Annotated in this window: 21 protein-coding genes; 20 read left to right on the top strand and 1 reads right to left on the bottom strand. The window is 31.6% G+C overall.

Annotation, left to right across the window (positions count from 1 at the left end):
• The 12 genes from infB to HMPREF1984_RS07870 form a co-directional block, all read left to right on the top strand.
• The coding region (gene infB / locus HMPREF1984_RS07925; protein ID WP_021767443.1) for a translation initiation factor IF-2 at positions 1–2429 on the top strand (2429 nt) is incomplete at its 5' end.
• Between the two features lie 45 nt (positions 2430–2474).
• Positions 2475–2837: a 30S ribosome-binding factor RbfA gene (rbfA, locus tag HMPREF1984_RS07920; RefSeq protein WP_021767442.1), complete on the top strand. Its 363-nt coding sequence runs from the start codon at positions 2475–2477 to the stop codon at positions 2835–2837.
• A gap of 3 nt (positions 2838–2840) precedes the next feature.
• Positions 2841–4517, top strand: a complete 1677-nt coding sequence (gene recJ / locus HMPREF1984_RS07915) for a single-stranded-DNA-specific exonuclease RecJ (RefSeq protein WP_021767441.1) — start codon at positions 2841–2843, stop codon at positions 4515–4517.
• Positions 4518–4637: 120 nt separating this feature from the next.
• The gene (gene tig / locus HMPREF1984_RS07910; RefSeq protein WP_021767440.1) at positions 4638–5912 is read left to right on the top strand and encodes a trigger factor; all 1275 of its coding nucleotides are present in this window, start codon (positions 4638–4640) and stop codon (positions 5910–5912) included.
• Positions 5913–5924: 12 nt separating this feature from the next.
• Positions 5925–6494 (top strand): ATP-dependent Clp endopeptidase proteolytic subunit ClpP, encoded by a 570-nt coding sequence (gene clpP, locus HMPREF1984_RS11390; protein WP_021767439.1) that lies wholly within the window; start codon positions 5925–5927, stop codon positions 6492–6494.
• A 30-nt stretch (positions 6495–6524) separates the two neighbouring features.
• Complete coding sequence (clpX, locus tag HMPREF1984_RS07900) at positions 6525–7742, top strand: ATP-dependent Clp protease ATP-binding subunit ClpX (RefSeq protein WP_021767438.1); 1218 nt, start codon at positions 6525–6527, stop codon at positions 7740–7742.
• 111 nt (positions 7743–7853) lie between these two features.
• Positions 7854–10238 (top strand): endopeptidase La, encoded by a 2385-nt coding sequence (gene lon, locus HMPREF1984_RS07895; protein ID WP_036100204.1) that lies wholly within the window; start codon positions 7854–7856, stop codon positions 10236–10238.
• Between the two features lie 113 nt (positions 10239–10351).
• Positions 10352–11623, top strand: coding sequence for an L-serine ammonia-lyase (locus tag HMPREF1984_RS07890; RefSeq protein ID WP_021767435.1), 1272 nt, complete (start codon positions 10352–10354; stop codon positions 11621–11623).
• 16 nt (positions 11624–11639) lie between these two features.
• Positions 11640–12266, top strand: a complete 627-nt coding sequence (locus tag HMPREF1984_RS07885; protein WP_021767434.1) for an ACP phosphodiesterase — start codon at positions 11640–11642, stop codon at positions 12264–12266.
• Positions 12263–12880 (top strand): hypothetical protein, encoded by a 618-nt coding sequence (locus tag HMPREF1984_RS07880; RefSeq protein WP_021767433.1) that lies wholly within the window; start codon positions 12263–12265, stop codon positions 12878–12880. Before HMPREF1984_RS07885 ends, HMPREF1984_RS07880 begins: the two co-directional genes overlap by 4 nt.
• A gap of 18 nt (positions 12881–12898) precedes the next feature.
• The gene (locus tag HMPREF1984_RS07875) at positions 12899–13759 is read left to right on the top strand and encodes a histidinol-phosphatase (RefSeq protein WP_021767432.1); all 861 of its coding nucleotides are present in this window, start codon (positions 12899–12901) and stop codon (positions 13757–13759) included.
• 47 nt (positions 13760–13806) lie between these two features.
• Positions 13807–14601: a copper homeostasis protein CutC gene (locus tag HMPREF1984_RS07870; RefSeq protein WP_021767431.1), complete on the top strand. Its 795-nt coding sequence runs from the start codon at positions 13807–13809 to the stop codon at positions 14599–14601.
• A gap of 204 nt (positions 14602–14805) precedes the next feature.
• On the opposite strand, the gene HMPREF1984_RS07865 is transcribed toward HMPREF1984_RS07870, so the two are convergent.
• Complete coding sequence (locus HMPREF1984_RS07865) at positions 14806–15360, bottom strand: C40 family peptidase (protein WP_021767430.1); 555 nt, start codon at positions 15358–15360, stop codon at positions 14806–14808.
• A 296-nt stretch (positions 15361–15656) separates the two neighbouring features.
• On the opposite strand from HMPREF1984_RS07865, the gene thrB reads away from it, so the two are divergent.
• From thrB to asnS, 8 genes are all read left to right on the top strand, one after another.
• Positions 15657–16565, top strand: a complete 909-nt coding sequence (gene thrB, locus HMPREF1984_RS07860; protein WP_021767429.1) for a homoserine kinase — start codon at positions 15657–15659, stop codon at positions 16563–16565.
• On the top strand, positions 16566–17678 hold the full coding sequence (locus HMPREF1984_RS11710; RefSeq protein ID WP_021767428.1) for a thymidine kinase: 1113 nt from the start codon (positions 16566–16568) through the stop codon (positions 17676–17678).
• 350 nt (positions 17679–18028) lie between these two features.
• A complete protein-coding gene (gene pyrB / locus HMPREF1984_RS07845; protein WP_021767426.1) occupies positions 18029–18958 on the top strand; it encodes an aspartate carbamoyltransferase in 930 nt (309 codons plus the stop codon).
• A 107-nt stretch (positions 18959–19065) separates the two neighbouring features.
• Positions 19066–19539, top strand: a complete 474-nt coding sequence (gene pyrI, locus HMPREF1984_RS07840; RefSeq protein WP_021767425.1) for an aspartate carbamoyltransferase regulatory subunit — start codon at positions 19066–19068, stop codon at positions 19537–19539.
• Positions 19540–19583: 44 nt separating this feature from the next.
• Positions 19584–20324 carry an orotidine-5'-phosphate decarboxylase gene (gene pyrF / locus HMPREF1984_RS07835; RefSeq protein WP_021767424.1) on the top strand — a complete coding sequence of 247 codons (741 nt, stop codon included), beginning with the start codon at positions 19584–19586 and terminating at the stop codon, positions 20322–20324.
• A 21-nt stretch (positions 20325–20345) separates the two neighbouring features.
• Entirely contained in the window at positions 20346–21620 is a 1275-nt protein-coding gene (locus HMPREF1984_RS07830) for a dihydroorotase family protein (RefSeq protein ID WP_021767423.1), read from the top strand.
• A 54-nt stretch (positions 21621–21674) separates the two neighbouring features.
• Positions 21675–22301, top strand: coding sequence for an orotate phosphoribosyltransferase (gene pyrE, locus HMPREF1984_RS07825; protein ID WP_021767422.1), 627 nt, complete (start codon positions 21675–21677; stop codon positions 22299–22301).
• Between the two features lie 308 nt (positions 22302–22609).
• Complete coding sequence (asnS, locus tag HMPREF1984_RS07820) at positions 22610–23998, top strand: asparagine--tRNA ligase (RefSeq protein ID WP_021767420.1); 1389 nt, start codon at positions 22610–22612, stop codon at positions 23996–23998.
• Positions 23999–24007 lie beyond the last annotated feature (9 nt).

Below are 24007 nucleotides of genomic sequence, written 5' to 3'. Positions count from 1 at the left end.
ATCAGAGAGATGGAAGACCGTCATTTGACAGGGACAATCAAAATAGAGATGGAAAGGACAATAATAGAAATTTCCATAATAACAGAAACAGGGATAATAGAAATTATCAGAACAGAGACAATAACCAGAGGGACGGAAGACCATCATTTGATAGGGATAATCAAAATAGGGACAGAAGAGACGGTAAATTTGATAGAAATTCCGGAAGAAATTTTGATGATAGTCAGAACAGGGAGAGAAATTATCAAAATAGAGATAATAATCAGAGAGATGGAAGACCGTCATTTGACAGGGATAACAGAAACAGAGATAATAGAAATTATCAGAACAGGGATAATAGAGACAACAGAGATGGTCAAAGGGATAGACGTTCTTTCGAAAGAGGAAAGGATGACACAAGGGACAGTAGAAATTTTGGAAACAGAAATAATAAAAAAGAAGCACCAAAAAATGATATAGCCCCTTCTCCAATTGCAGAAAAACCTAAGAACAATGTAAAGGGAAAAGCAAAATTTGACAAGAAGAGATACGAAAAGGAAAAGAAACAGAAGGAAGAAGAAAAGAAATTAAGAGAATTAAGATCTGATTTCAGAAAAGATGACAAAAAGAAAAAAAATAAAAAGAAACAGGAAAAAGTAATGAAGGATGAAATAATCAGAATAGAAGGCGAAAGTATTGGAATGATAACTATTGGAGAAGAAATAGTTATCAAGGATCTGGCTGAAAAGCTAGGAATAAATGTTTCCGATATTATAAAAAAATTCTTTATGCAAGGAAAGATGCTGACTGCAAATGCTATCCTATCATTTGAGGAAGCTGAAGAAGTAGCTCTTGACTATGAAGTAATAGTTGAAAAAGAAGAAGTTGTTGAAGTAAGTTATGGTGAAAAGTATCATCTTGAAGTTGAAGACAAGGAACAGGATCTTGTGGAAAGAGCTCCAGTTATAACAATAATGGGACACGTAGACCATGGGAAAACATCCCTTCTTGATGCATTAAGACACACAAATATAATCGAAGGCGAAGCTGGAGGAATAACACAGAGAATAGGAGCCTACCAGGTAAACTGGAAGGGACAGAAGGTTACATTTATAGATACTCCGGGACACGAAGCTTTTACTGAAATGAGAGCAAGAGGAGCAAATATAACTGATATTTCAATACTTATAGTTGCAGCAGATGACGGAGTAAAACCTCAGACTGTAGAAGCTATATCACATGCTAAAGAAGCTGGAGTACCAATAATAGTAGCAATAAATAAAATTGACAAACCTGGTGCAGATCCTATGAAGGTTAGAACAGAGTTGACAGAATATGGACTTATGTCACCTGACTGGGGAGGAAATACTGAATTTGTGGAAATTTCTGCAAAACAGAAGATAAACCTTGAAGAATTACTTGAAACTATACTGATTACAGCAGAACTGCTTGAATTGAAGGCAAATCCTAAGAAAAGGGCAAAAGCTGTAGTTGTAGAATCAAGACTTGATCCTAAAATGGGAGCGGTAGCGGATATACTGATTCAGGAAGGTGAACTTAAAATCGGAGATATATTCGTTGCAGGAGAAGCACATGGAAGAGTAAGATCAATGCTTGATGACAGAGGAAATAAAATAGAAAAGGCAACATTATCTCAGCCTGTTGAAATTACAGGATTTAGTAATGTTCCAAATGCCGGAGATGTCCTTTACGGAGTAAACAACGACAAGCAGGCTAAAAAGATAGTTGAAGATTTCATAAAAGAAAAGAAAATCAACGATCAGAATAAAAAGAAACACATCTCATTGGAAAGTCTGTCTCAGGAACTGGAAGAACAGCAGCTTAAAGAACTTAAATGTATCATAAGAGCAGATTCTAAAGGTTCAGTAGAAGCATTGAAGGAATCATTACTGAAACTGAATAACGAAAAAGCAATGATAAACATTATTCAGGGAAGTGCCGGAGCAGTAACTGAAGGAGACGTAAAACTTGCGGAAGCATCAAATGCAATAATAATTGCATTTAACGTAAGACCTACAACTCCTGCAAGAATCGAGGCAGAAAAAACTGGAGTGGAAATTAGAAACTACAATGTAATTTACCATGTAACAGAAGAAATAGAAAAAGCCCTTAAAGGAATGCTTGATCCTGAATATAAGGAAGTTTACTTTGGAAGAATTGAAGTTAAGCAGGTATTTAAAATCAGTAACGTTGGAAATATTGCAGGAGCAATAGTAGTAGACGGAAAAGTAAGTAAAACTTCTAAAATAAGAGTTATAAGAGATGGAATAATTATTTACGATGGAGAATTAGATTCACTTAAGAGATTTAAGGATGATGCAAAGGAAGTTGTCATGGGACAGGAATGTGGAATCGGAATTAAAGATTTTAATGATATAAAAGAAGGCGACATCATAGAATCATATATTTTGGAAGAAATACCAAGATAGTTTGATTATTTTGCATATTGATTAAATTATGGGGTGAAAATTATTATGAATGACAGAAGGAAAAAAGGACTTGAAAAGGAAATATCAAGAATAATCGGAATGACTATTCTGACAGAAGTAAAAAATGAAAAAATAAAAAATCTGGTAACAATACATAAGACAGAGCTTACAAAGGATGGAAGATATCTTGATCTTACTTTTTCAATACTGGATCTGAAAAATAATGTAAATAAAGAAAAAATACTGGAAGAACTTGAAAAATTAAAAGGTTTTTTCAGAAAAACAATTGGATCTCAGTTATCAATCAGATTTGTTCCTGAAATAAGAATTCATTTAGATGACAGTATCGAATACGGTATAAAAATAGCATCTTTGCTGAATGAGGTAAAAAAGAAGGACAGTGAATGATTTGTGAAATGGGAGTTGAAGAAACACGATAAAAATTATTTAGCCCTGAAAAGTAAGGAATTTAATGAGAGTCAACTTATAACAGGTTTATTGCTTAATAGAAGAATTACTACAAAAAAAGAAGTGGAAAAATTTCTGAATACGAGCGAAAGTGAGCTGAATGACCCTTTTCTTTTTGAAAATATGCATGAAGTTGTAGAAAGAATACTTGATGCAAAAAAACGGAAAGAAAAAATAGTAATCTATGGAGATTATGACGTGGACGGAATATCAGGGACGGCGTATCTTGTACTCGTATTTAGAAAACTAGGGTTAAATGTAGATTATTATATCCCAAACAGGGCACATGAAGGAGTTGGGATAAATAAGAATCTTATAAAATATCTGTCTAAAAAAAATGCAAAGTTATTTATTACAGTGGATACAGGGATTGGAAGCAAAGAAGAACTGTTAATGTTAAGGGAAAATGATATTGATGTAATTATTACAGATCATCATAGACCGCTTGATGCAATCAGCGACATGAAGGTTCTTACAGTAAATCCTAAAATAAGTAAAAATTATCCGAATAAGAATTTATCAGGTTCAGGAGTTGCGTTTAAACTAGCTGAAGCAGTGTATGAAACGTGCGGAGTAAGTAAAAAGCTGCTGTATGACTATCTGGATATTGTAATGATAGGAACAGTTGCAGATGTTGTGCCAATGACTGATGAAAACAGGTTTATAATAAAAAAAGGATTATATAATTTAAGAAAAACTAAGGTAAAAGGCTTAAAGTATATTATTAGTTACTTAAAAATAAATCCCAAAAATATAACTACAAGCGATATAGGATTTTATATTGCACCTATTTTCAATGCTCTGGGTAGAATAGACAACTCCAAAATGGTGGTAAATTTCTTTATACAGGAAGATGACTTTAAAATTTTTGCAATCATTGAAGAAATGAAAAAGGCAAATAAAATAAGAAGATATCTGGAAATAGAAATATACAATGAAATAGAGGAAAAAATTCAGAAACTGAATAATCCCAAATACATATTCATGAAAAGTAGAAAATGGCATTCGGGAGTAATAGGAGTTGTATGTTCCAGAATTTCCATAAAGTATAATATTCCGGTAATACTCGTTTCAATAAAAAATGGATATGGAAAGGCTTCATGCCGTAGTATAGAAGGACTTAATATATTTGATATTCTTAAGGAAACATCAGATAAGTTTGACAGATTTGGAGGACATGATCTGGCGGCAGGATTTCTTGTGTCGGAAAAATATCTTGCTGAAATAGAAAGATATCTGAAAAAAAGACTTTTAACTACAAATAAGTCAAGCATGGAAAAAGTTCTAAATATTGATGCAAAATTAGGAATAGAGGAAATAAATAAGAATAAGCTTCTTGATATAAATAGGTTATCGCCCTTTGGTCTTGATAATCAGGAACCAAATTTCATAGATACAGGAGTGAAGTTTGTAAATTTCACGAAATTTGGTGTGAATAACCGTCATTTTAAAGGATATATAAGAAAAAATAACAGATTTATATCTGTAATTGGATATAATCTGGGACATAAACTTAAACTTAAAAATCTCAATAAAAAATATGAGATAGTTTATACTCCAGTTTTCAAGTCTGCAAGAACAGATTTGTTTATTGAATTGAAGGTGAAAGACTTTAATTAGCCGAATAAAGATAATTATCATGGAAAAAATACAAAAAACATGATAAACTGGAGAAAGAGAAATTAATTAGTTAAACAACATAAAAAATATATTAGAATATAAATTAGGAGGATTATAAAAATGTCAACAGTAAAAAAATTATCAGAAACAGTATATGAAGTATCAGTAACAAGAAATGGTGAAGAATTAAAACATCTTAAAGGACATGTATTAGGACATTTTAAAGATGCAAAAGTAGATGGATTCAGAAAAGGACACGTACCTGCAGATGTACTCGAAAAAAGATTCAAAAAAGAAATAGAAGGGGAAATCCTTAATCACATAATTTCAGAAGAATATAGAAAAGCAGTTGAAGAAAATAACTTATCACCAATTGCAGACATTAAACTGGAAAAATATGAAAATAATGAAGATAACGTAGAAGTAGTATTTACTATACCTGTATTACCTGAAATTAATTTAGGAGATTACAAAAGCGTAAAAGTAGAAAAAGAAGCATTAGATGTAAATGATGAAAAAGTTAATGCTGAAATCGAAATAATGAGATCAAATGCAGGAAAATTAAAAGAAGTTGCAGATGATGAAGCAGCTAAGGATAAAGATGTTACAAACATCAATTTTGAAGGATTTATAGATGGAGAAGCATTTGACGGAGGAAAAGCTGAAGGATTTGACCTTACTTTAGGATCAAAAAGCTTTATAGATACTTTTGAAGATCAGATTATAGGACATAAAAAAGGTGACGAATTTGATGTAAACGTTACTTTCCCTGAAGAATACCATGCAGAAAACTTAAAAGGAAAACCTGCAGTATTTAAAGTAAAAGTAAATTCAATAAAGAGAAAAGAAGAAGCAGAATTAAATGAAGATCTTGCAAAAGAACTTGGATATGATTCAGTAGAAGATTTAAAGGCTAAAACAAGAGAAAATCTTATAAAAAGAGAAGAAGCAAGAATTGAAAATGAATATAGAGGAAAAGTAGTAGATGCAGTTGTAGATAGTATAAACTTTGAAATCCCTGAAGCAGTAGTAGAAAGAGAAATTCAATTCCAAATAAATAGATTTGCTCAACAGCTTCAAATGCAAGGAATGTCATTAAATCAATATTTTGAAATGACAGGTCAGGACATTGAAAAAATGAAAGAAAGCATCAAAGAATCAGCTGAAAAATCTGTAAAAAGAGACTTAGTATTAACTGAAATAGCTAAAGCAGAAAATGTAGAAGCTACTGAAGAAGAAGTAAATGCTGAATTAGATAGAACTGCTTTAATGTATGGAATGGATAGGGAAGGATTAATTGCAGAAGTTAGAAAATCTGGAAACTATGCAAGATTTATAGATGAAATAAAATATCAGATTATAAACAGAAAAACTGTTGATTTATTGGCAAAATAAGGAGGAAATAAGATGTACAGTCCTGTAGTAATTGAAAATGACGGACGTGGAGAAAGAAGTTACGATATATACTCCAGACTGCTGAAGGATAGGATAATATTCGTAGGTGGAGAAATAGAAGATAATATGGCAAATGCAATTATTGCACAGCTGTTATTTTTAGACGCACAGGATAAGGAAAAAGACATTGTAATGTATATTAACAGTCCCGGTGGAGTAATTACCTCGGGACTTGCCATATATGATACAATGCGTCATATAAAATGTGACGTTTCCACAGTGTGTCTTGGTCAGGCTGCCAGCATGGGAGCTTTGCTGCTTACAGCCGGAGCAAAAGGAAAGAGATATTCACTGCCTAATTCAAGAATAATGATACATCAGCCTTTAGGTGGAGCAAGAGGACAGGCAACGGATATTCAGATACAGGCAAAAGAAATTGAAAGAATGAAGGAACTGACAAGTAAAATTCTATCAGAAGCTACAGGAAAACCTATAGAAGAAATTTATCAGGATACAGAAAGGGATAATTTCATGTCTCCTGAAGAAGCTATAGAATATGGTCTGATAGATAAAGTTCTATAAACTTAGGAAAAAATAACGAGGTGAAGATCATTGGCAAAGGAGAAAAAAAGCTGCACATTTTGTGGAAAGTCTGAAGATGAAGTATACCAGCTTATAAGTAGCCCTGATAATGATGCCTTCATATGTGATGAATGTATAGAAGACTGTCAGGAACTGCTTGATGAAAGTGGCTATAGCGAAGATGAGAAAAAGATGGAACTTACTTTGCTGAAACCTGCTGAAATCAAAAGTAGACTGGATGAATATATAATAGGGCAGGAAAGGGCTAAAAAGGTTCTTTCTGTTGCTGTATATAATCATTTTAAGAGAATTAACCATAAAATGAAAAACATAGATGATGTGGAACTGCAGAAGTCAAATGTTTTACTGGTGGGACCTACAGGAAGTGGAAAAACCCTTCTGGCACAGACACTGGCAAAAATTCTGAATGTACCGTTGGCAATAGCTGATGCAACTACATTGACAGAAGCCGGATATGTAGGTGACGATGTAGAAAACGTACTTTTAAAACTTATAAAAGCGGCAGATTATGATATAGAAACTGCTGAACATGGAATAATATACATAGATGAAATAGATAAGATTGCAAGAAAGTCAGAAAATATGTCTATTACAAGGGATGTTTCAGGGGAAGGTGTCCAACAGGCATTACTGAAAATAATAGAAGGAACTGTTGCAAGTGTACCGCCACAAGGTGGAAGAAAGCATCCAAATCAGGAAATGATAGAAATAAACACAAAAGATATACTGTTTATCGTAGGTGGAGCTTTTGAAGGTCTTGAAGGTAAACTTAGAAACAGAATAAATCAGAAAAGAGTGGGATTTGGTCTGGAAACAGAAGAAAAGAAACTGGATGACCTTACATTATTTGAAAATGTATTACCGGAAGATCTTATTAAATATGGTCTTATACCTGAACTGATTGGAAGATTACCTATAATTACGGCATTACATGGACTGGATGAAGAAGCCATGGTAAAAATACTTACAGAACCTAAAAATTCACTGGTAAAACAGTATAAAAAGTATTTTGAAATGGAAGATGTCAAGTTAAGTTTTGACGATGATGCAATAACTGAAATAGCAAAACTTGCTCTAAAGAGAAAAATAGGTGCAAGAGGACTTAGATCAATCATTGAAAATGTAATGCTTGATTTAATGTATGAAATTCCTTCAATGGAAAAAGTTTCAGAAGTAAGAATTACTAAAGAAGCAGTTGAAGATAAGGAAAAAGTAATAGTAAAGTAATTTAATTTTAAAGATTCTGAATAAGAAAATTTAAAGGAAAAAATGTAAAAAAGGACTATCTTTTTTAAAGTTTGTATGTTAAAATATACAAGTTTAAAAGAAAGGAGAAATATGTTAAAGAAACCTTTTATAGCAACAAGGGAACTAGTTGTTTTTCCTGGTGTGGTAACTCCTATATTTATAGGTAGGCAGGCCAGCCTTTCAAGCCTGGAAGAAGCCCTTTCAAGTTTTGATAACAAGCTGATACTTTCCACACAGAAGGATCCAAATGTAGAAGAACCTAAACTGCCGGAAGATGTATATGAAACAGGGGTGTTAGTTCATGTAATCCAGACAGTTAAAATGCCAAATGGCAATGTGAAGGTTTTAGTGGAAGCTAAACATAGGGTATTAATAGGTGAATTTGAGGAAAAAAAAGGTGTGCAGTATGCAGACTATGAAGAAATCTTCCCAAAACCTATTGATGAAAGTAAATCAGAAGCATTGAAAAGAAGAGTAATTGATGAGTTTTCAAACTATGCTAAAATAACTCAGAAAATATTACCTGATGTGATTTATAATATAAAAGAAGTCAGAAATATTGATAAGGCTTTTGATCTTATATGTACAAACCTTATGATAGCGACTAATGTAAAACAGGAACTGCTTGAAATTCTTGATGTTGAAGAAAGAGCATATAAAATATTAAGTATTCTTGAAAAGGAAGTTGAAATATTTACTCTTGAAAGAGAGATAGAAAACAAAGTCAAGGAACAGATGGCAGAAGTACAGAAAAACTACTATCTGAGGGAAAAAATAAAGGCAATGAGGGAAGAAATGGGTGAAGATTCTGATTCTGATGAAGAATTGGAAGAACTGGATCAGAGAGTTCAGGACTCAAAAATTCCTAAAGAATTGAAGGCTAAAATGGTAAAGGAACTTTCAAGACTGAAAAAAATGCCTGATTTTTCTGCAGAGGCTTCTGTAATAAGAAGTTATGTCGAAACTGTACTGGAATTACCATGGGATAAGTCAACAAAGGATGAAATAGATATTGAAAAGGCTGAAAAAATCCTTGATGAAGATCATTATGGTCTGGAAGAAGTAAAGGCAAGAATACTTGAATTCCTGGCTGTAAAAAAACTGAATAATACACTTAAAGGATCTATAATATGTCTTGTGGGACCTCCGGGTGTGGGTAAAACTTCACTTGCAAATTCTGTTGCACGTTCTATGAATAGAAAGTTTACAAGAATTTCATTAGGTGGATTAAGAGATGAAGCAGAAATTAGGGGACATAGAAGAACGTATATAGGATCAATGCCAGGAAGAATTATAAATTCATTGAAACAGGTGGGAGTAAACAATCCTGTTATGTTATTTGATGAAATAGATAAAATGGCATCAGACTTTAGAGGCGATCCTGCATCAGCAATGCTGGAAGTATTGGATCCTGCTCAAAACCATACATTTGAAGATCACTATATAGATTATCCGTTTGATTTATCAAAAGTGTTCTTTATATGTACGGCAAATGATTTAGGTGGAATTCCAGGTCCTCTAAGAGACAGAATGGAAATAATCTACATAGAATCATATACAGAATTTGAAAAGCTGAATATAGCAAAAAGATATCTTATACCTCAGACTCAGGAGGAAAATGGACTTAAAAATTATAAGATACCATTTACTGATGATTCGATACTTAAAATAATTAACGAATATACTAGGGAAGCAGGAGTAAGAAATCTTAGAAGAGAAATAGGAAAATTGTTTAGAAAAATGGCAAGGGAAGCTTTAACTTCAAAATCTAAGAAATTATCTGTAACTGAAGCAAAAATAAAGAAATATCTTGGAAATCCAAAATACAGGGAAGATAAAATTAAGGAAAAAGCAGGAAAAGTAGGAGTTGTCAATGGACTAGCATGGACTGCAGTCGGTGGAACTATGCTGGAAGTTCAGGCTGTAAAGATGGAAGGAAAAGGACATCTTCAGCTTACAGGAAAACTTGGAAGTGTAATGCAGGAATCTGCTAAAGTTGCATATTCATATGTCAGACATATAAAAAATGAACTTGGAATAAAGGACAAGTTCAATGAAAAAACGGATATTCACTTGCATTTCCCTGAAGGTGCTGTTCCAAAAGATGGTCCATCTGCTGGAATTACAATAACAACAGCCATTATATCAGTTCTGACTAACAAGGAAGTTAGACAGGATGTAGCAATGACAGGAGAAATAACTATTACAGGGGAAGTTCTGGCAATAGGTGGAGTAAAGGAAAAAGTTATAGCAGCTCATAGAGTTGGAATAAGGGATGTTGTACTTCCGATGGATAATAAAATTGATACGGAAGAACTGCCTGAAGAAATAACAAAGGAAATGAAATTCCATTTTGCTGAAACTTATGACGATGTTAAAAAAATTGTTTTTGTAGGAAAAATAGCTAAAAAAACAGAAAAAACTGTAAAAAAACCGGCAGCAAAAACAAAAACTAAAAAAGCAACAAAAAAATAATATAGAGAAATGGGAATTATTTCAGTAAAATTAATTTTATTAAATAATTCCTTTTCTTTTTATATCCAAATAAGGTATAATATAAAAAGAAGAAAGAAAAAACTGGAGGAAAAATGGAATCGCTCAGAGAGTTTTATAAAATAGGTAATGGTCCGTCAAGTAGTCATACTATGGGACCAGAAAAGGCGGCAAAGGAATTTAGAAAAATTATAGAAAATGAATATGATGGGAATAATATCAAGTACAAAGTGGAACTATATGGAAGTCTTGCAGCAACAGGGAAAGGACATTTGACAGATTACATAGTGAGGGAAAGATTACAAAATGTTAAAAAGGATAATGTGGAAGTTATTTTTATGCCTGAAGTTGTGTATGATTTTCATACAAATGGATTGAAAATATTGGCATATTCCCTTGAAGATACTGAAATGAAAAATCCTCTTAAGGAAAAGCTTTACTTTTCTGTAGGAGGAGGAAGTATAGTCGATGGAACTGGAATCGAAAAAAATAGCAAAATTTCAAGAAAAGAAACAAAATTTGAAGTTTATCCACAGAAAAACTTTCATGAAATTCAGGAATACTGTATAAAGGAAAATATAACATTACCGGAATATGTAGTGAGATATGAAGGCATTGAAATAAGGGATTATCTGAAAACAATATGGAAAACAATGGATGAAACAATAAAAAAAGGATTACACACAGAAGGATTGCTGCCTGGAAAACTTAAGATAGAGAGAAAGGCAAAAAGTTTTTATGAAAAATTTAAAAAATCTCCAATAAGAGATACAAAGGGAAGAGTATATTCATATGCATTGGCAGCTTCTGAAGAAAATGCAAGTGCGGGAAAAGTAGTAACTGCTCCTACATGTGGGGCTTCAGGATTAATTCCTGCAATTTTAAAGACATATCAGAGGGAAAATGATCTTTCTGAAGAAGATATTATAAATGCACTGTCTGTAGCCGGAATTATTGGAAATGTATATAAGCAGAATGCTTCTATTTCAGGAGCGGAAGTAGGTTGTCAGGGAGAAGTTGGAGTAGCCTGTTCAATGGGAGCAGGAATGGTGGCTCATATACTTGGAGGAGATGTAAATCAGGTAGAATATGCTGCAGAAATTGCAATGGAGCATTGTCTTGGAATGACATGCGATCCTATGCTGGGTTATGTTCAGATTCCATGTATTGAAAGAAATGCCATTTATGCTGCAAAAGCAATAGACTGCGCATATTACAGCATGATGTCAGGAGAAGGGCATTTTATCTCGCTTGATGAAGTTGTAGAAACAATGCTTCAGACAGGAAAAGATTTACATGAAAATTATAAGGAAACTTCATTGGCAGGTTTGGCAAAACTGAAAAGGGAAAAACTGGATTTACATTAGAAAACTAAGGAGAAAAATGAATTTTTTAGGACATTCAATGATTTCACTGGAAATTGATGAAAAAATTGATAAAAACAGAGAAACTTTATACGGTAATTTTGCAGGAGATTTTTATAAAGGGAAAATTGAGAGTATAGATTTGCCTGATAACCTAAAAGAAGGGCTTGTTCTCCATAGAATAATAGATGGTGTTTCTGACAGGAATGAAAATTTTCTGAATGATTTACTGCATGAAAAATTTCATCATTTTAAAGGAATTGTATCTGATATGTTTATTGATCATTTTCTGTCTAAAAATTTTTATAGAATTTTCAATGATAATATTAATGATATTGAAAAAAAAATATTATATAATTTATCTTATAATAAAAATTTTTTTACAGAAGAATTTGAAAAAACATTTAATTGGATTCGATTGGAAAGGGTTTTACTCAAATATGCAGATGTAGATTTTCTGGAGATGGCTTTTCGTGGAATATCACATAGGGTAAGAAATGGAGAGATATTGAAGGAAGCAGTAAATGAACTGAAGAAAAATTACGGACAGTTTGAGGAGAGGTCTATCAGGGAATTTAATTATACAAAAGATAAAAGTATTGAAAAATTTTTAGAAATAAATAGTATCGGAGGGATAAAAAAATGAAAAAAATTTTATTAACGCTATTAATTTTAGCCCAATTAGTAGTTGTAGCAGAAACAAAAAAAGGAACGGCACCTGTATCACAGCCTAAGAGTGCAGCGGCACCTAAACCAGCTAAAACTGAAACTGTTGGAAAAGATGGGATAAAAAGATTTGCAACATTGAAGGAAGCTGCAGAAGATTATGCAAAGGCATTACAGGAAATTTCAAATTATGGTTCAAGGGAATTACTGCAAACAATAAATCCTAATGTAGATAAATATGTAAGTGAAAAGAATGATGCTGATTTACAGAAAAAGTGGGATGAAACAAATACAATGCTTATTGAACAGTTTGAAGTTCTTGTTTATAAGATAAATGAAAATGGAAATAACGGTGAAGTTATATTCCTTATTAAAGGATATGATGAAACTGCAATGAATAAATATTTAAATGACAATTATAAAAAATATGCTAAAATAGATAAAGTCAGATCACAAGTAGATATAAATATTGAAGAATACATAAAATTACAATATGAATATCTTACAAAAACTAAGAAAATAAATCTTGCAACATCTAAAGTACACTTTGTAAAAGATAGCCAAGGATGGAAAGTTACAGAAGAAAAAAAATAGAGAAAGTGGTGGAAGCAAATGTTGACTGATTATCATATGCATTTTGAATATGGAAGTTACGATGAAAACTGGGTAAAATTATTTTTTCAGGAGGCAGAAAAAAAAGGTCTTCATGAAATAGGAATTAGTGAGCATACCCATGGATTTAAGGAATTCAAGGATTTATACTATGAGGAATTAATTCTTGATAACTCTGAAATTGGGGAGTTTCAGAAAAAATGGCTTGATAATCCTAAGTCAAAATTTGTGCATACCCTTGATGAATACAGGGACTTTATAAATTATTTGAAATCAAAGGAATATCCTGTAAAATTTGGTTTGGAAGTGTGTAACTTTCATAATCAGAAAAGGGTACAGGAAATTCTGTCAAAATATGAATGGGACTATTTAATAGTTTCCATTCATTTTATAAAGGGATGGGGATTTGACTTCAGTGGGTTAAAACATAAGTTTAATGAAAGAAATTTGAAGGAAATATGGAAGGATTATGCAGAAGAAATTGAGAATGTCGCAAGTACAGGTTTTTATGATGTACTGGGACATCCTTTTAACTTAAGGTTATTTAAAAATATTCCGGAAAAAAGAGATGTAGATAATCTGCTTGAAAAAACTGCAAAAATTCTAAAGGAAAATAATATGATTGTAGATGTGAATACCGGAACACTTCACAGATATCCGATAGAAGAGATAACACCTTATCCTGATTTTATGGAATATGTGAAAAAGTATAATATTCCAGTAATATTAACAAGTGATGCACATCAGCCTGAACATGTGGGAATGAAAATAAAGGAAGCGGCTGAATATGTAAAAGGATATGGAATAAATGAAATAGTCACTTTTGACAGAAGAAAAAGAATTATGGAAAGTATTGGGTAAAATTAAGTTAAAGATGTAATTACAGGAGTGAATAAAAGGAGAAAAAAATGTCAAAAAATTTTACAGATTATACTTATGAATTATGTGTAGACAGTGTTGAATCAGTAATAAATGCTGGAAAAGGTTCAGGAAAAAGACTTGAGTTATGCAGTAATCTGGTAATAGGAGGTACAACTCCTACAGAAGCATTGTTTAATGAGGTGAAAAGAAATACAGAATTACCTGTTCATATACTTATAAGACCAAGATTTGGAGATTTCCTGTATTCTGAGCATGAAGTAAATATAATAAGGGATGAAGTTATAAAATTTAGGGAACTTGGTGCTGATGGAGTAGTTATAGGAATGTTGAATAAAGACGGAGAAGTTGATGTTGAAAACATGAAAAAAGTACTTGCTGAAAGAGGAAATATGAAAGTGACTTTTCATAGGGCATTTGATATGTGTAAGGATCCTATAAAGGCATTTAAGGATATAAAAGAACTCGGAATAGATATATTACTGACATCAGGGCAGAAAAAAACAGCAATAGAAGGAAAAGAACTTATAAAAAAACTTGTGGAAATTTCCAAAGAAGGAAAAACAGAAAGAGAAAAAGGCTCTCCTGAAGTAATGATGGCATGTGGTATTGATTCCTTGGAAAAACTTGAAGACATGCTTAATTATACTCATGCATCAGCCTTTCATATGTCTGCTAAAAGAGTAATTGACAGTGAAATGAAGTATAGAAATCCGGAAGTAAATATGGGAATAGAAGGTTTCAGTGAATATCAGAAACTTGAAACAGATAAAAATACAGTAGAGATGTACTATAACTTCTTACATGAATTTATAAAAAATTAGAAAAACAGATAAAACATATCAGAAAATAAAAATCAGTTCCTTTAATAATTTAAGAAATAAATAGACATTGGAAAAAATATTCATATAAAAAGAAAAAGGCAAGGAACTTATTTAATAAGTTCGTTGCCATTCCAAAGTCTTCTAATTTTAATTTTAAATTTAATTTTTTTACTATTCTACTAATTTATATTTCTGTTAATATTCCTAACTAAATGGATTTATAGCCCATCTAAATGTTTTGCTGTAAAAACTACTATCTAAACTGGAAACAGTAACTCTTCTACTTCCTGAAGAAGCGTGAATGAACTGTCTATTTCCCATATAGATACCTACATGCGAAATCCCTTTACCAGTTGTATTAAAAAACACCAAATCACCTTTTTTCATATTCATTGATGAAATTTTTGGTTTGAATGTTGCCTGATCACTGGATACTCTAGGTAACGTCAAATTAGCTGCTGATTTGAACACATATCCAACAAAACCTGAACAATCAAAGCTATTAGGGCCAGTTGCACCCCATACATATGGAGAACCTAATTTTCTTTGAGCAAATGCTATGATTTGATCTCTAACACCTACTTTAGTTGACGAAATGTTTTTTTCAGTTTGGGAAACTTTTTTCGAATTAGATTTTTCAACATTAAGCTCTCTATTGTTATAATGGCTTTGAATTGTATTCTCTAAATTACTTGTTTTTGCCGCGAAAGCAGAAACAGATAATAGAAGAACTCCAGCCAGTATTACTATTCTTTTCATGTAACCTCCAATCTACCTTTGAACTTTGGTAACAGTATTATACAACCTAAAACTTAGAAATAACTTAGAGTTATATAAATTTATAATGATATTAAATATATAATATCACAGAAAAAATGGGTATTAAAGAATAATTATACTTGAAAATTGTATATGAAAAATATAAAAAATATATAGAATTATACATAATATATATAGTGTAATAAAACTAATGCAGAGAGAAAAGTTTATTATTTGAATTTAAAATGAAAAATATGATACAATAATTTAATAACAAAAATAGGAAGGTAATAAAAATGAGTTTAAGATTTAAAGTAAGAGTACCGGCAACATCAGCAAATATTGGTGTTGGATATGACTGTCTAGGGTTGGCATTAGATTATCTGCTTGAACTGGAAGTGGAAGAAAGTGATAAAATAGAATTTCTTGAAAATGGAAAGCCTTTTTCCATACCGATAGAAGATAACTACATATTTGAAGCAATAAAATTTACAGAAAAATATCTTGTAAAAAACTTGCCAAGCTATAAAGTAAATATTATAAGAAATGATATTCCTTTAGCAAGAGGACTTGGAAGCAGTTCAAGTGCCATTGTTGCAGGAATACTTATAGCAAATACATTTGCAGGAAATCCTTTAAGTATTGATAAAATAGCAGAACTTGCCATTAAAATGGAAGGTCATCCTGATAATGTAGTTCCTGCCATATTTGGAGGAATGGTTCTGACTGCCCATGATAAAGAAAATATAGTGTACAGTACAATATCAGATACTGAGGAATTATGTTTCTATGTTATGATTCCTGATTTTAAACTGTCTACAGAAAGGGCAAGAAGTGTACTGCCAAAGTCGTATCTTGTATCAGATGCAATTAACAATATGTCAAAACTTGGACTTCTTGTTAATGCATTTAATAAAAAAGATTACAGTAATTTAAGATTTCTTTTAGGAGATAAGATACACCAGCCATACAGATTTGCATTAATAAATAATTCTGAAAAAATATTTGCGGCATCGAAGGAATATGGAGCACTTGGAGAATATATAAGTGGTGCAGGACCAACTTTGATCTCGTTAAATTATGATAATGATGAATTTCTTGAAAATATGAAACAGATGCTTGATACACTAGAAGATAAATGGACTATTGAAAAGAAAAAACTGAACTTAAAGGGTGCAGAAGTATATGATGAGGAGATTTTCTAAATGGAATTTCAGATAAATAAAAATATAGTCAGCATGGGCTCTCTTGAAGTTATTACCGGGAGTATGTTTTCAGGAAAAAGTGAAGAACTTATAAGAAGATTGAGAAGAGCAAAGTATGCAAAGCAGAAAATAGTTGTCTTTAGTCCGTCTATTGATAATAGATACGGCGAAAAGGGGATATATTCCCATGGGAAAGAAAGTCTTGAAGCTTATTCGGTAAATTCTGTAAATCAGATGGAAGAAATAATGACTGAAAATATTGATGCACAGGTAATAGGAATAGATGAAGTGCAGTTCCTTGGAGAAGATGTAGTGAGATTCTGCAAAAAGTATGTTGAATATGGTAAAAGAATAATAGTAGCAGGGCTTGATTTGAGTTTCAGGGCGGAACCTTATCATCCTGTGCCTGAATTAATGAGTATTTCAGACAGAGTTGATAAACTAAATGCAATATGTACAGTATGCGGGAAACCTGCCTATGCAAGCCAGAGACTGATTAATGGAGAACCTGCCTATTATGATGATCCTCTTGTTATGGTGGGGGCATCTGAAAACTATGAAGCAAGATGTAGAAGACACCATATTGTAAAACATAAGGAAGAGGAAAAGGGGAAAATATTATTTGTTATTGGAACTGAAATTGATGCAGGAAAAAAAGAAGTTGAAGAAAATTATAGGGAGAAGTTTTTAAAAGGTAAAAAATGTGAAACTTTAATTATAAAATCCCGTATAAATGAATTTGAAGAAAATGCTTCTGAAGTTTCAAAAAACGATTTTTCTCTTGTTGATTTAAGAAATAAAGTGGGAAAAGCAATAAGTGAAAATGACTGTGTATTTATAAGAATAATAGGAGGACTGCTTCTTCCGCTGGAGGGATATTACAGCATTCTTGATTTTATATGTGAATATAGAAAAAAATCTGAAATAGTTATAGTGGCAAAGAATAAAAAAGGGCTTTTAAATCAGGTGCTTCTTACAGTTGATTTACTTAAAAAGTCAGATTTAAATATAGGGAAAATTATTTATAAAAATGGAAATGATGAAAAGGAGCATGAAGAAGTACTGGAGGAAATAAAAGATATTACACATTTGGAATACGAATTCGTTAATTGAAATTTAATAAATTTAGATATTGAAAAAAAGAAAAAAATTTGCTAAAATACTAAAGGTTTATAGAAATGATTTTGAAAGGTGATGTGAAATGAAAAAATATGCAGAAAACAACCTCACATTAATAGCAAAAATGAAAAAAAATGGTATTTTTGATTTCCTTTCATTATTATTTTTCAAGTTTTTTATAAAATCAGGTATGTATTTTACCTTTAAAAAACAAGAAAAGCCAGATGTTTCGTTTTTAAAATTAAGTAATATTTATATAGAAGGGAATAATAGTATTAGATATTTCTAATACTGATTGTTCCCTTTTTTTATATCAAAAATTAAATTATGGAGGTAGAAAGAAAATGAAAGACATTATTTCAATGAATGACATGAGCAAAGAGGAAATACTGGAAATTCTGGAAATAGCAGAAAAAATAGAAAATTCTTCTGAAGAAGAAAAATTGAATTTTTTAAAAGGAAAAATTATTGCAACATTATTTTTTGAACCAAGTACAAGAACTAAAATGTCCTTTGAATCAGCTGCTTTTAGACTGGGAGCACAGGTGCTGCAGCTTCCGCCGCTGGAACAGTCGTCAGTGAAAAAAGGTGAATCATTTTCAGACACAATTAGAATGGTGGAATCCTATTCAGATGTAATTGTTGTAAGACACCCAAATGACGGTGCCGCAAGATTAGCCTCAACAACTTCGAAAAAGCCTGTAATTAATGCAGGAGATGGATCAAATCAGCATCCAAGTCAGACATTACTTGATTTATATACAATAAAAGAAGAAAAAGGTACACTGAGTAACCTGTCAATAGCCTTTGTTGGAGATTTAAAATATGGAAGAACTGTGCATTCGCTTGTTAAAGCTTTGACACATTTTAATCCGACAATTTATTTTGTATCTCCTGAAATACTTCAAATGCCGGCATATCTTATAGATGATCTAGATAAAAATAATATAAAATATGAAATTTTAGAAGATTTCAGAGACTGCCTTGATAAAATAGATGTTTTTTACATGACAAGAATACAGAAGGAAAGATTTCCGGATATAGAAGACTATCAAAAGGTAAAAGGGGTTTATGTAATTAATAAGGAAAATATTTTAGGAAAATGTAAGGAAGATATGATAATACTTCATCCGCTTCCTAGAGTTGATGAAATATCTACAGATTTGGATGAAACAAAGCATGCACTGTATTTTAAACAGGCAAAGAACGGAATACCTGTAAGACAGGCAATGATGATGAAGGTTCTGGATAAGGTAAAAGATACTTTTAAATAAGGAGAAAATAGGAAATAGAAATAAAAGATTAGAAAAAGTACAAGTTACTAGATTGAAAATAGTATTCGAGGATAAATAAAATAAAAATGGAAAGAAGGGAATAGCACATGGAAGAAAAAGCTAGAGAATTACAGATAACAGCGTTAAAAAATGGAATAGTTATAGATCACATACCGTCAGAAAAGGTATTTGCAATAGTGGAACTTTTAAAACTTAGAGGATATAATGAAGTAGTTACAGTTGCCATAAACTTAAAAAGTACTTCGCTTGGAAAAAAAGGGATAATAAAAATAGAAGATAAAGTTCTGGATGAAAGTGAACTGAATAAAATTGCATTGCTTTCTGATCATGTAACAATAAATATAATTGAAAATTATAAAGTTGTGAAGAAAATTCAGCTTGCAATTCCAAATGAAATAGTGGGATTAATGAAGTGCGGAAATAATAAATGTATTTCAAATCATGAAAATGTTGAAACAAAATTTATAAAACAGCTTAATGAAGAAAATCATGAAATCAAATATAAATGTTTCTACTGTGAAAGAACAATATCAGAAGAAGAATTAGAATTGAAATTATAAGTGAATGAAAAAAATAAAAATAAAAAATTAAAGGGAGGAAAAAGTTGAATAAAATAAAAGAGGAAGCAAAAAATAGGCTTATTGTTGCATTGGATTACAATAATATGGAAGATGCAGTAAAGTTAACTGAAAGACTGGGAGATAAAATTTCAATCTATAAAGTCGGTCTTGAAAGTTTTTTAAGTACAGATGGTAAACTGGTTGATTATCTGCATGAAAAAGGGAAGAAAGTATTTCTGGATCTGAAATTTCATGATATAACAAATACTGTGAAAATGGCATGTGCAAATGCGGCAGGAAAAAATGTATTTATGTTTAATATACACTGTTCAAATGGAAGTAGAACAATGAAGGAAGTGGCAGAGCTTGTAAAGGAAAGCGGGTCTGAAAGTCTTCTTATTGGTGTGACAGTGCTGACAAACTTAGGTGAAGAGGATTTGCAGGAAATGTTCAGAAGCAGTATGAAACTGGAAGAAGTGGTGTTAAATCTTGCAAATCTGGCTAAAAAAAGTGGAATGAATGGAGTAGTGTGCTCTTCACAGGAATCTAAAAAAATAAAGGAAATGGCAGGGAATGATTTTGTAACTGTATGTCCAGGAGTGCGTCCAAAATTTACTTTAAATGCCGACAATAAAAGTAATGACGACCAGACAAGAATAATGACCCCTTTTGATGCCATAAAGCAGGGAGTGGACTTTCTTGTTGTGGGAAGACCTATAACAAAAGCTGAAGATCCGGTAAAAGCAAGTGAAATGATACTGGAAGAAATTTCGGAAGCTTTATAAAAAATAAAATCAGGAGCAGAAATGGAAAAAAATAAAATTATTCTTTTAAAAAATGGTACTGATGTTTTCGGGAAAAAAATTGAAATATTAATAAATGGAGAAAAAATTGAAAAGATTTCTGAAAACATAGAAGAGAAGGAATATTTAAATAGGGAAAATGTGAAGGTCATTGATGTTGAAAAAAAACTTATAATGCCTGGAGTCATTGATGTGCACACTCATATGAGAGAGCCTGGAGTTACATACAAGGAAGATTTTGAGACAGGATCGAAGGCGTGTGCCAAAGCCGGGATTACAACTTTTTATGACATGCCGAATACTGTTCCGACAACTACGACTTTAGAAAATCTTTTAAATAAAAAGGAACTGGCAGGAAAAAAATCAATTGTGAATTTTGGAATCCATTTTGGAGGAAGTAAAAATAATAATATAAGTGAAATAAAAAAAGTATTCGATAAAAAAGAAGTAAATACCGTAAAAATTTTTATGAATGTAACAACAGGAGAAATGCTCATTGAAGATGATGAAATATTAAAGGGAGTATTTCAAAATTCAGGACTTGTATTAGTTCATGCTGAAAATGAAATGATTGATAAGGCAATCGGGCTGAATCAGAAGTATGGAAAAGGTCTTTATGTATGTCATATTCCATCTGCTGAAGAACTGAAAAAAGTCATAGAAGCTAAAAAGGATAGCAGACTGAATAATGAAATGCATCCTATCTATGCTGAAGTTACTCCGCATCATCTGTTTCTAAATGAAGAAATAAGGGAAAGCAGTGAAAGAAATAAAATGCTTTTAAGAATGAAACCTGAACTGAGAAAAAAATCTGACAATGAGTTTTTATGGAAAGCTGTAAATGAAGGACTGGTAGATACTATAGGAACGGATCATGCTCCTCATCTGATTGACGAAAAGCTGGAGAAGGTTACTTTTGGAATGCCTGGTGTGGAAACGTCCCTCGCCTTAATGCTTACTGCGTATAACGAAGGAAGAATAGAATTACCTGCTATACAGAAACTGATGTGTGAAAATCCTGCAGAAATAATGAAAATAGCAAGAAGAGGAAAGCTGAAGGAAGGTTATTATGCAGATGTGATTGTGGTAGATACAGAAAAGGAATGGATTGCAGGTTTTGACGATACACTTGAATCAAAATGTGGCTGGACTCCGTATGAAAACTGGAAATTAAAGGGAAAAAATATAATGACAGTAGTTAATGGTGAAATTGTCTATGAAAATGAGAAAATAAATGAAAATGTAAAAAAAGGAAAGTCAGTAGAATTTTTTGAATAAATGAAATAGTTTATATCAGATACTTATAAAAAAAGAGAAAGGAAAATATAAATTATGGCAAATCTAACGTTGGAAGAAAAAGTGGCAAAAGCACTGTTTGATGTGAAGGCAGTGAAAATAAACGTAAAAGAACCTTTTACATTTGCTTCAGGAATAAAAAGCCCTATTTACTGTGATAACAGGTATATACTTGGATTTTCAGATGAAAGGGATATAATAGTTGAAAGCTTTGTTGAAAGAATTGATAAGGACACAGATGTTATAGCAGGAGTTGCAACAGCAGGAATTCCATGGGCGGCATTCATTGCCGACAGGATGAAAAAACCATTGTGCTACATAAGAAATAAGCCAAAAGATCATGGAGCAGGAAAACAGATTGAAGGTGCAGAAGTAAAAGGTAAAAAAGTAACGGTAATAGAAGATCTTATAACTACTGGAAAAAGTAGCCTTATTGCTGTTGATGTGCTTCAGAAGGAAGAAGTAAAGGAACTGGAAGTAAAATCAATATTTTCTTATGGATTTAAAAGTGCTGAAGAAAATTATGCAAAATATAATTGTAAATTTTCATCACTGTCAAACTTTGATATTCTCATAAAAATGCTGAAGGAAAGTAAATATCTTACAGAAAAAGAAGCTGAAATTGCCCTTGAATGGAGTAAAAATCCTGAAGTATGGGGATAGGAAATTATTATATTGAATTTATGGATAAAAATTAATAAACTAATTGAAAAAAATAAAATATGTGATATAATAAATCATATTTTGAAGACAGATTTAAGTAAAAAGAGAGTGCTAAGGACACTCTCTTTTTCAATTCGTTTACATAAGATTTTCTATAAGAAATTTTAGAAAATTTTATTGTATATATATGATATACTACTTAAAATATGTTGAATAATATGATATAATATAAAACAAATTATTTTACGGTGAAGAAAGGAGATGTGTGATTAGGTATATAGATACATTGTAATCATGCGAAAAAAGATATGTTGTTAGAATTAAGAGAATTACAGTTAAACTCTGAAAAATATCTAGATAAGGAAATACAGCTAAACGGATGGATAAAAAAAATTAGAAGTCAGAAAAATTTTGGATTTATAGAATTAAATGACGGTACATTTTTTAATGGAATCCAAGTTGTAATAGATGATAAATTACCAAATTTTGAAGAAATATCAAAATTAACGATTTCTTCATCAATTAAGGTTTATGGAAAATTAGTAAAGTCAGAAGGAAAAGGACAGGACTATGAAATAAAAGCTGATAAAGTAGAGGTTTATGACAAGTCAGATTCTGATTATCCTTTACAAAATAAAAGACATACTTTTGAATTTTTAAGAACTATAGCTCACCTTAGACCTAGAACAAATACATTTTTTGCAGTATTTAGAGTAAGATCAGTACTGGCTTATGCAATACACAAATTCTTCCAGGAAAAACATTTTGTATATGTTCAGACTCCAATAATTACTGGAAGTGACGCTGAAGGTGCAGGAGAAATGTTCAGATTAACTACATTGGATCTTGAAAATATTCCAAAAACAGAAAAGGGAGATATAGATTTTAAACAGGATTTCTTTGGAAAAGAATCTAACCTTACGGTAAGTGGTCAGCTAAATGCGGAAACTTTCTGTACGGCATTTAAAAATACTTATACTTTTGGACCTACATTCAGGGCAGAACATTCAAATACTCCTAAACATGCGGCAGAGTTCTGGATGATGGAACCTGAAATTGCATTTGCAGATTTAGTTGTAAACATGGATGTAATTGAAGAAATGATAAAATATATTGTAAAATATGTTATGGAGCATGCTAAGGAAGAAATGGAATTCTTTAACCAGTTTATTGATAAGGAACTGTTTGAAAGATTAAATGTTCTTGTAAATTCAGATTTTGAAAGAATAACTTACACTGAAGCTATTGAAATTCTTGAAAATTCAAAACAGAACTTTGAATATGAAGTTGAATGGGGAATTGATTTACAGACAGAACATGAAAGATATCTGGCTGAAAAACATTTCAAAAAACCAGTGTTTGTAACAGATTATCCTAAGGATATAAAGGCATTCTATATGAAATTGAATGAAGATGGAAAAACAGTAAGGGCTGTAGACCTTCTGGCACCTGGAATTGGAGAAATAGTAGGTGGAAGCCAGAGGGAAGACAACTACGATATTCTTTTGGAAAGAATTCATAAAATGGGTCTTAAGGAAGAAGATTACTGGTGGTATCTGGATCTTAGAAGATATGGAAGTGTACCTCATTCAGGATTTGGACTTGGATTTGACAGAATGCTTATGTACATAACAGGAATGACAAATATAAGGGACGTAATTCCTTTCCCTAGAACGACTAAAAATCTGGAATTTTAATAAAAAATT

The organism is Leptotrichia sp. oral taxon 215 str. W9775 (assembly GCF_000469505.1).
Classification (GTDB): domain Bacteria; phylum Fusobacteriota; class Fusobacteriia; order Fusobacteriales; family Leptotrichiaceae; genus Leptotrichia_A.
The sequence above is the reverse complement of the archived record's forward strand: the minus strand, read 5'-3'. Positions and strand labels throughout refer to the sequence as shown.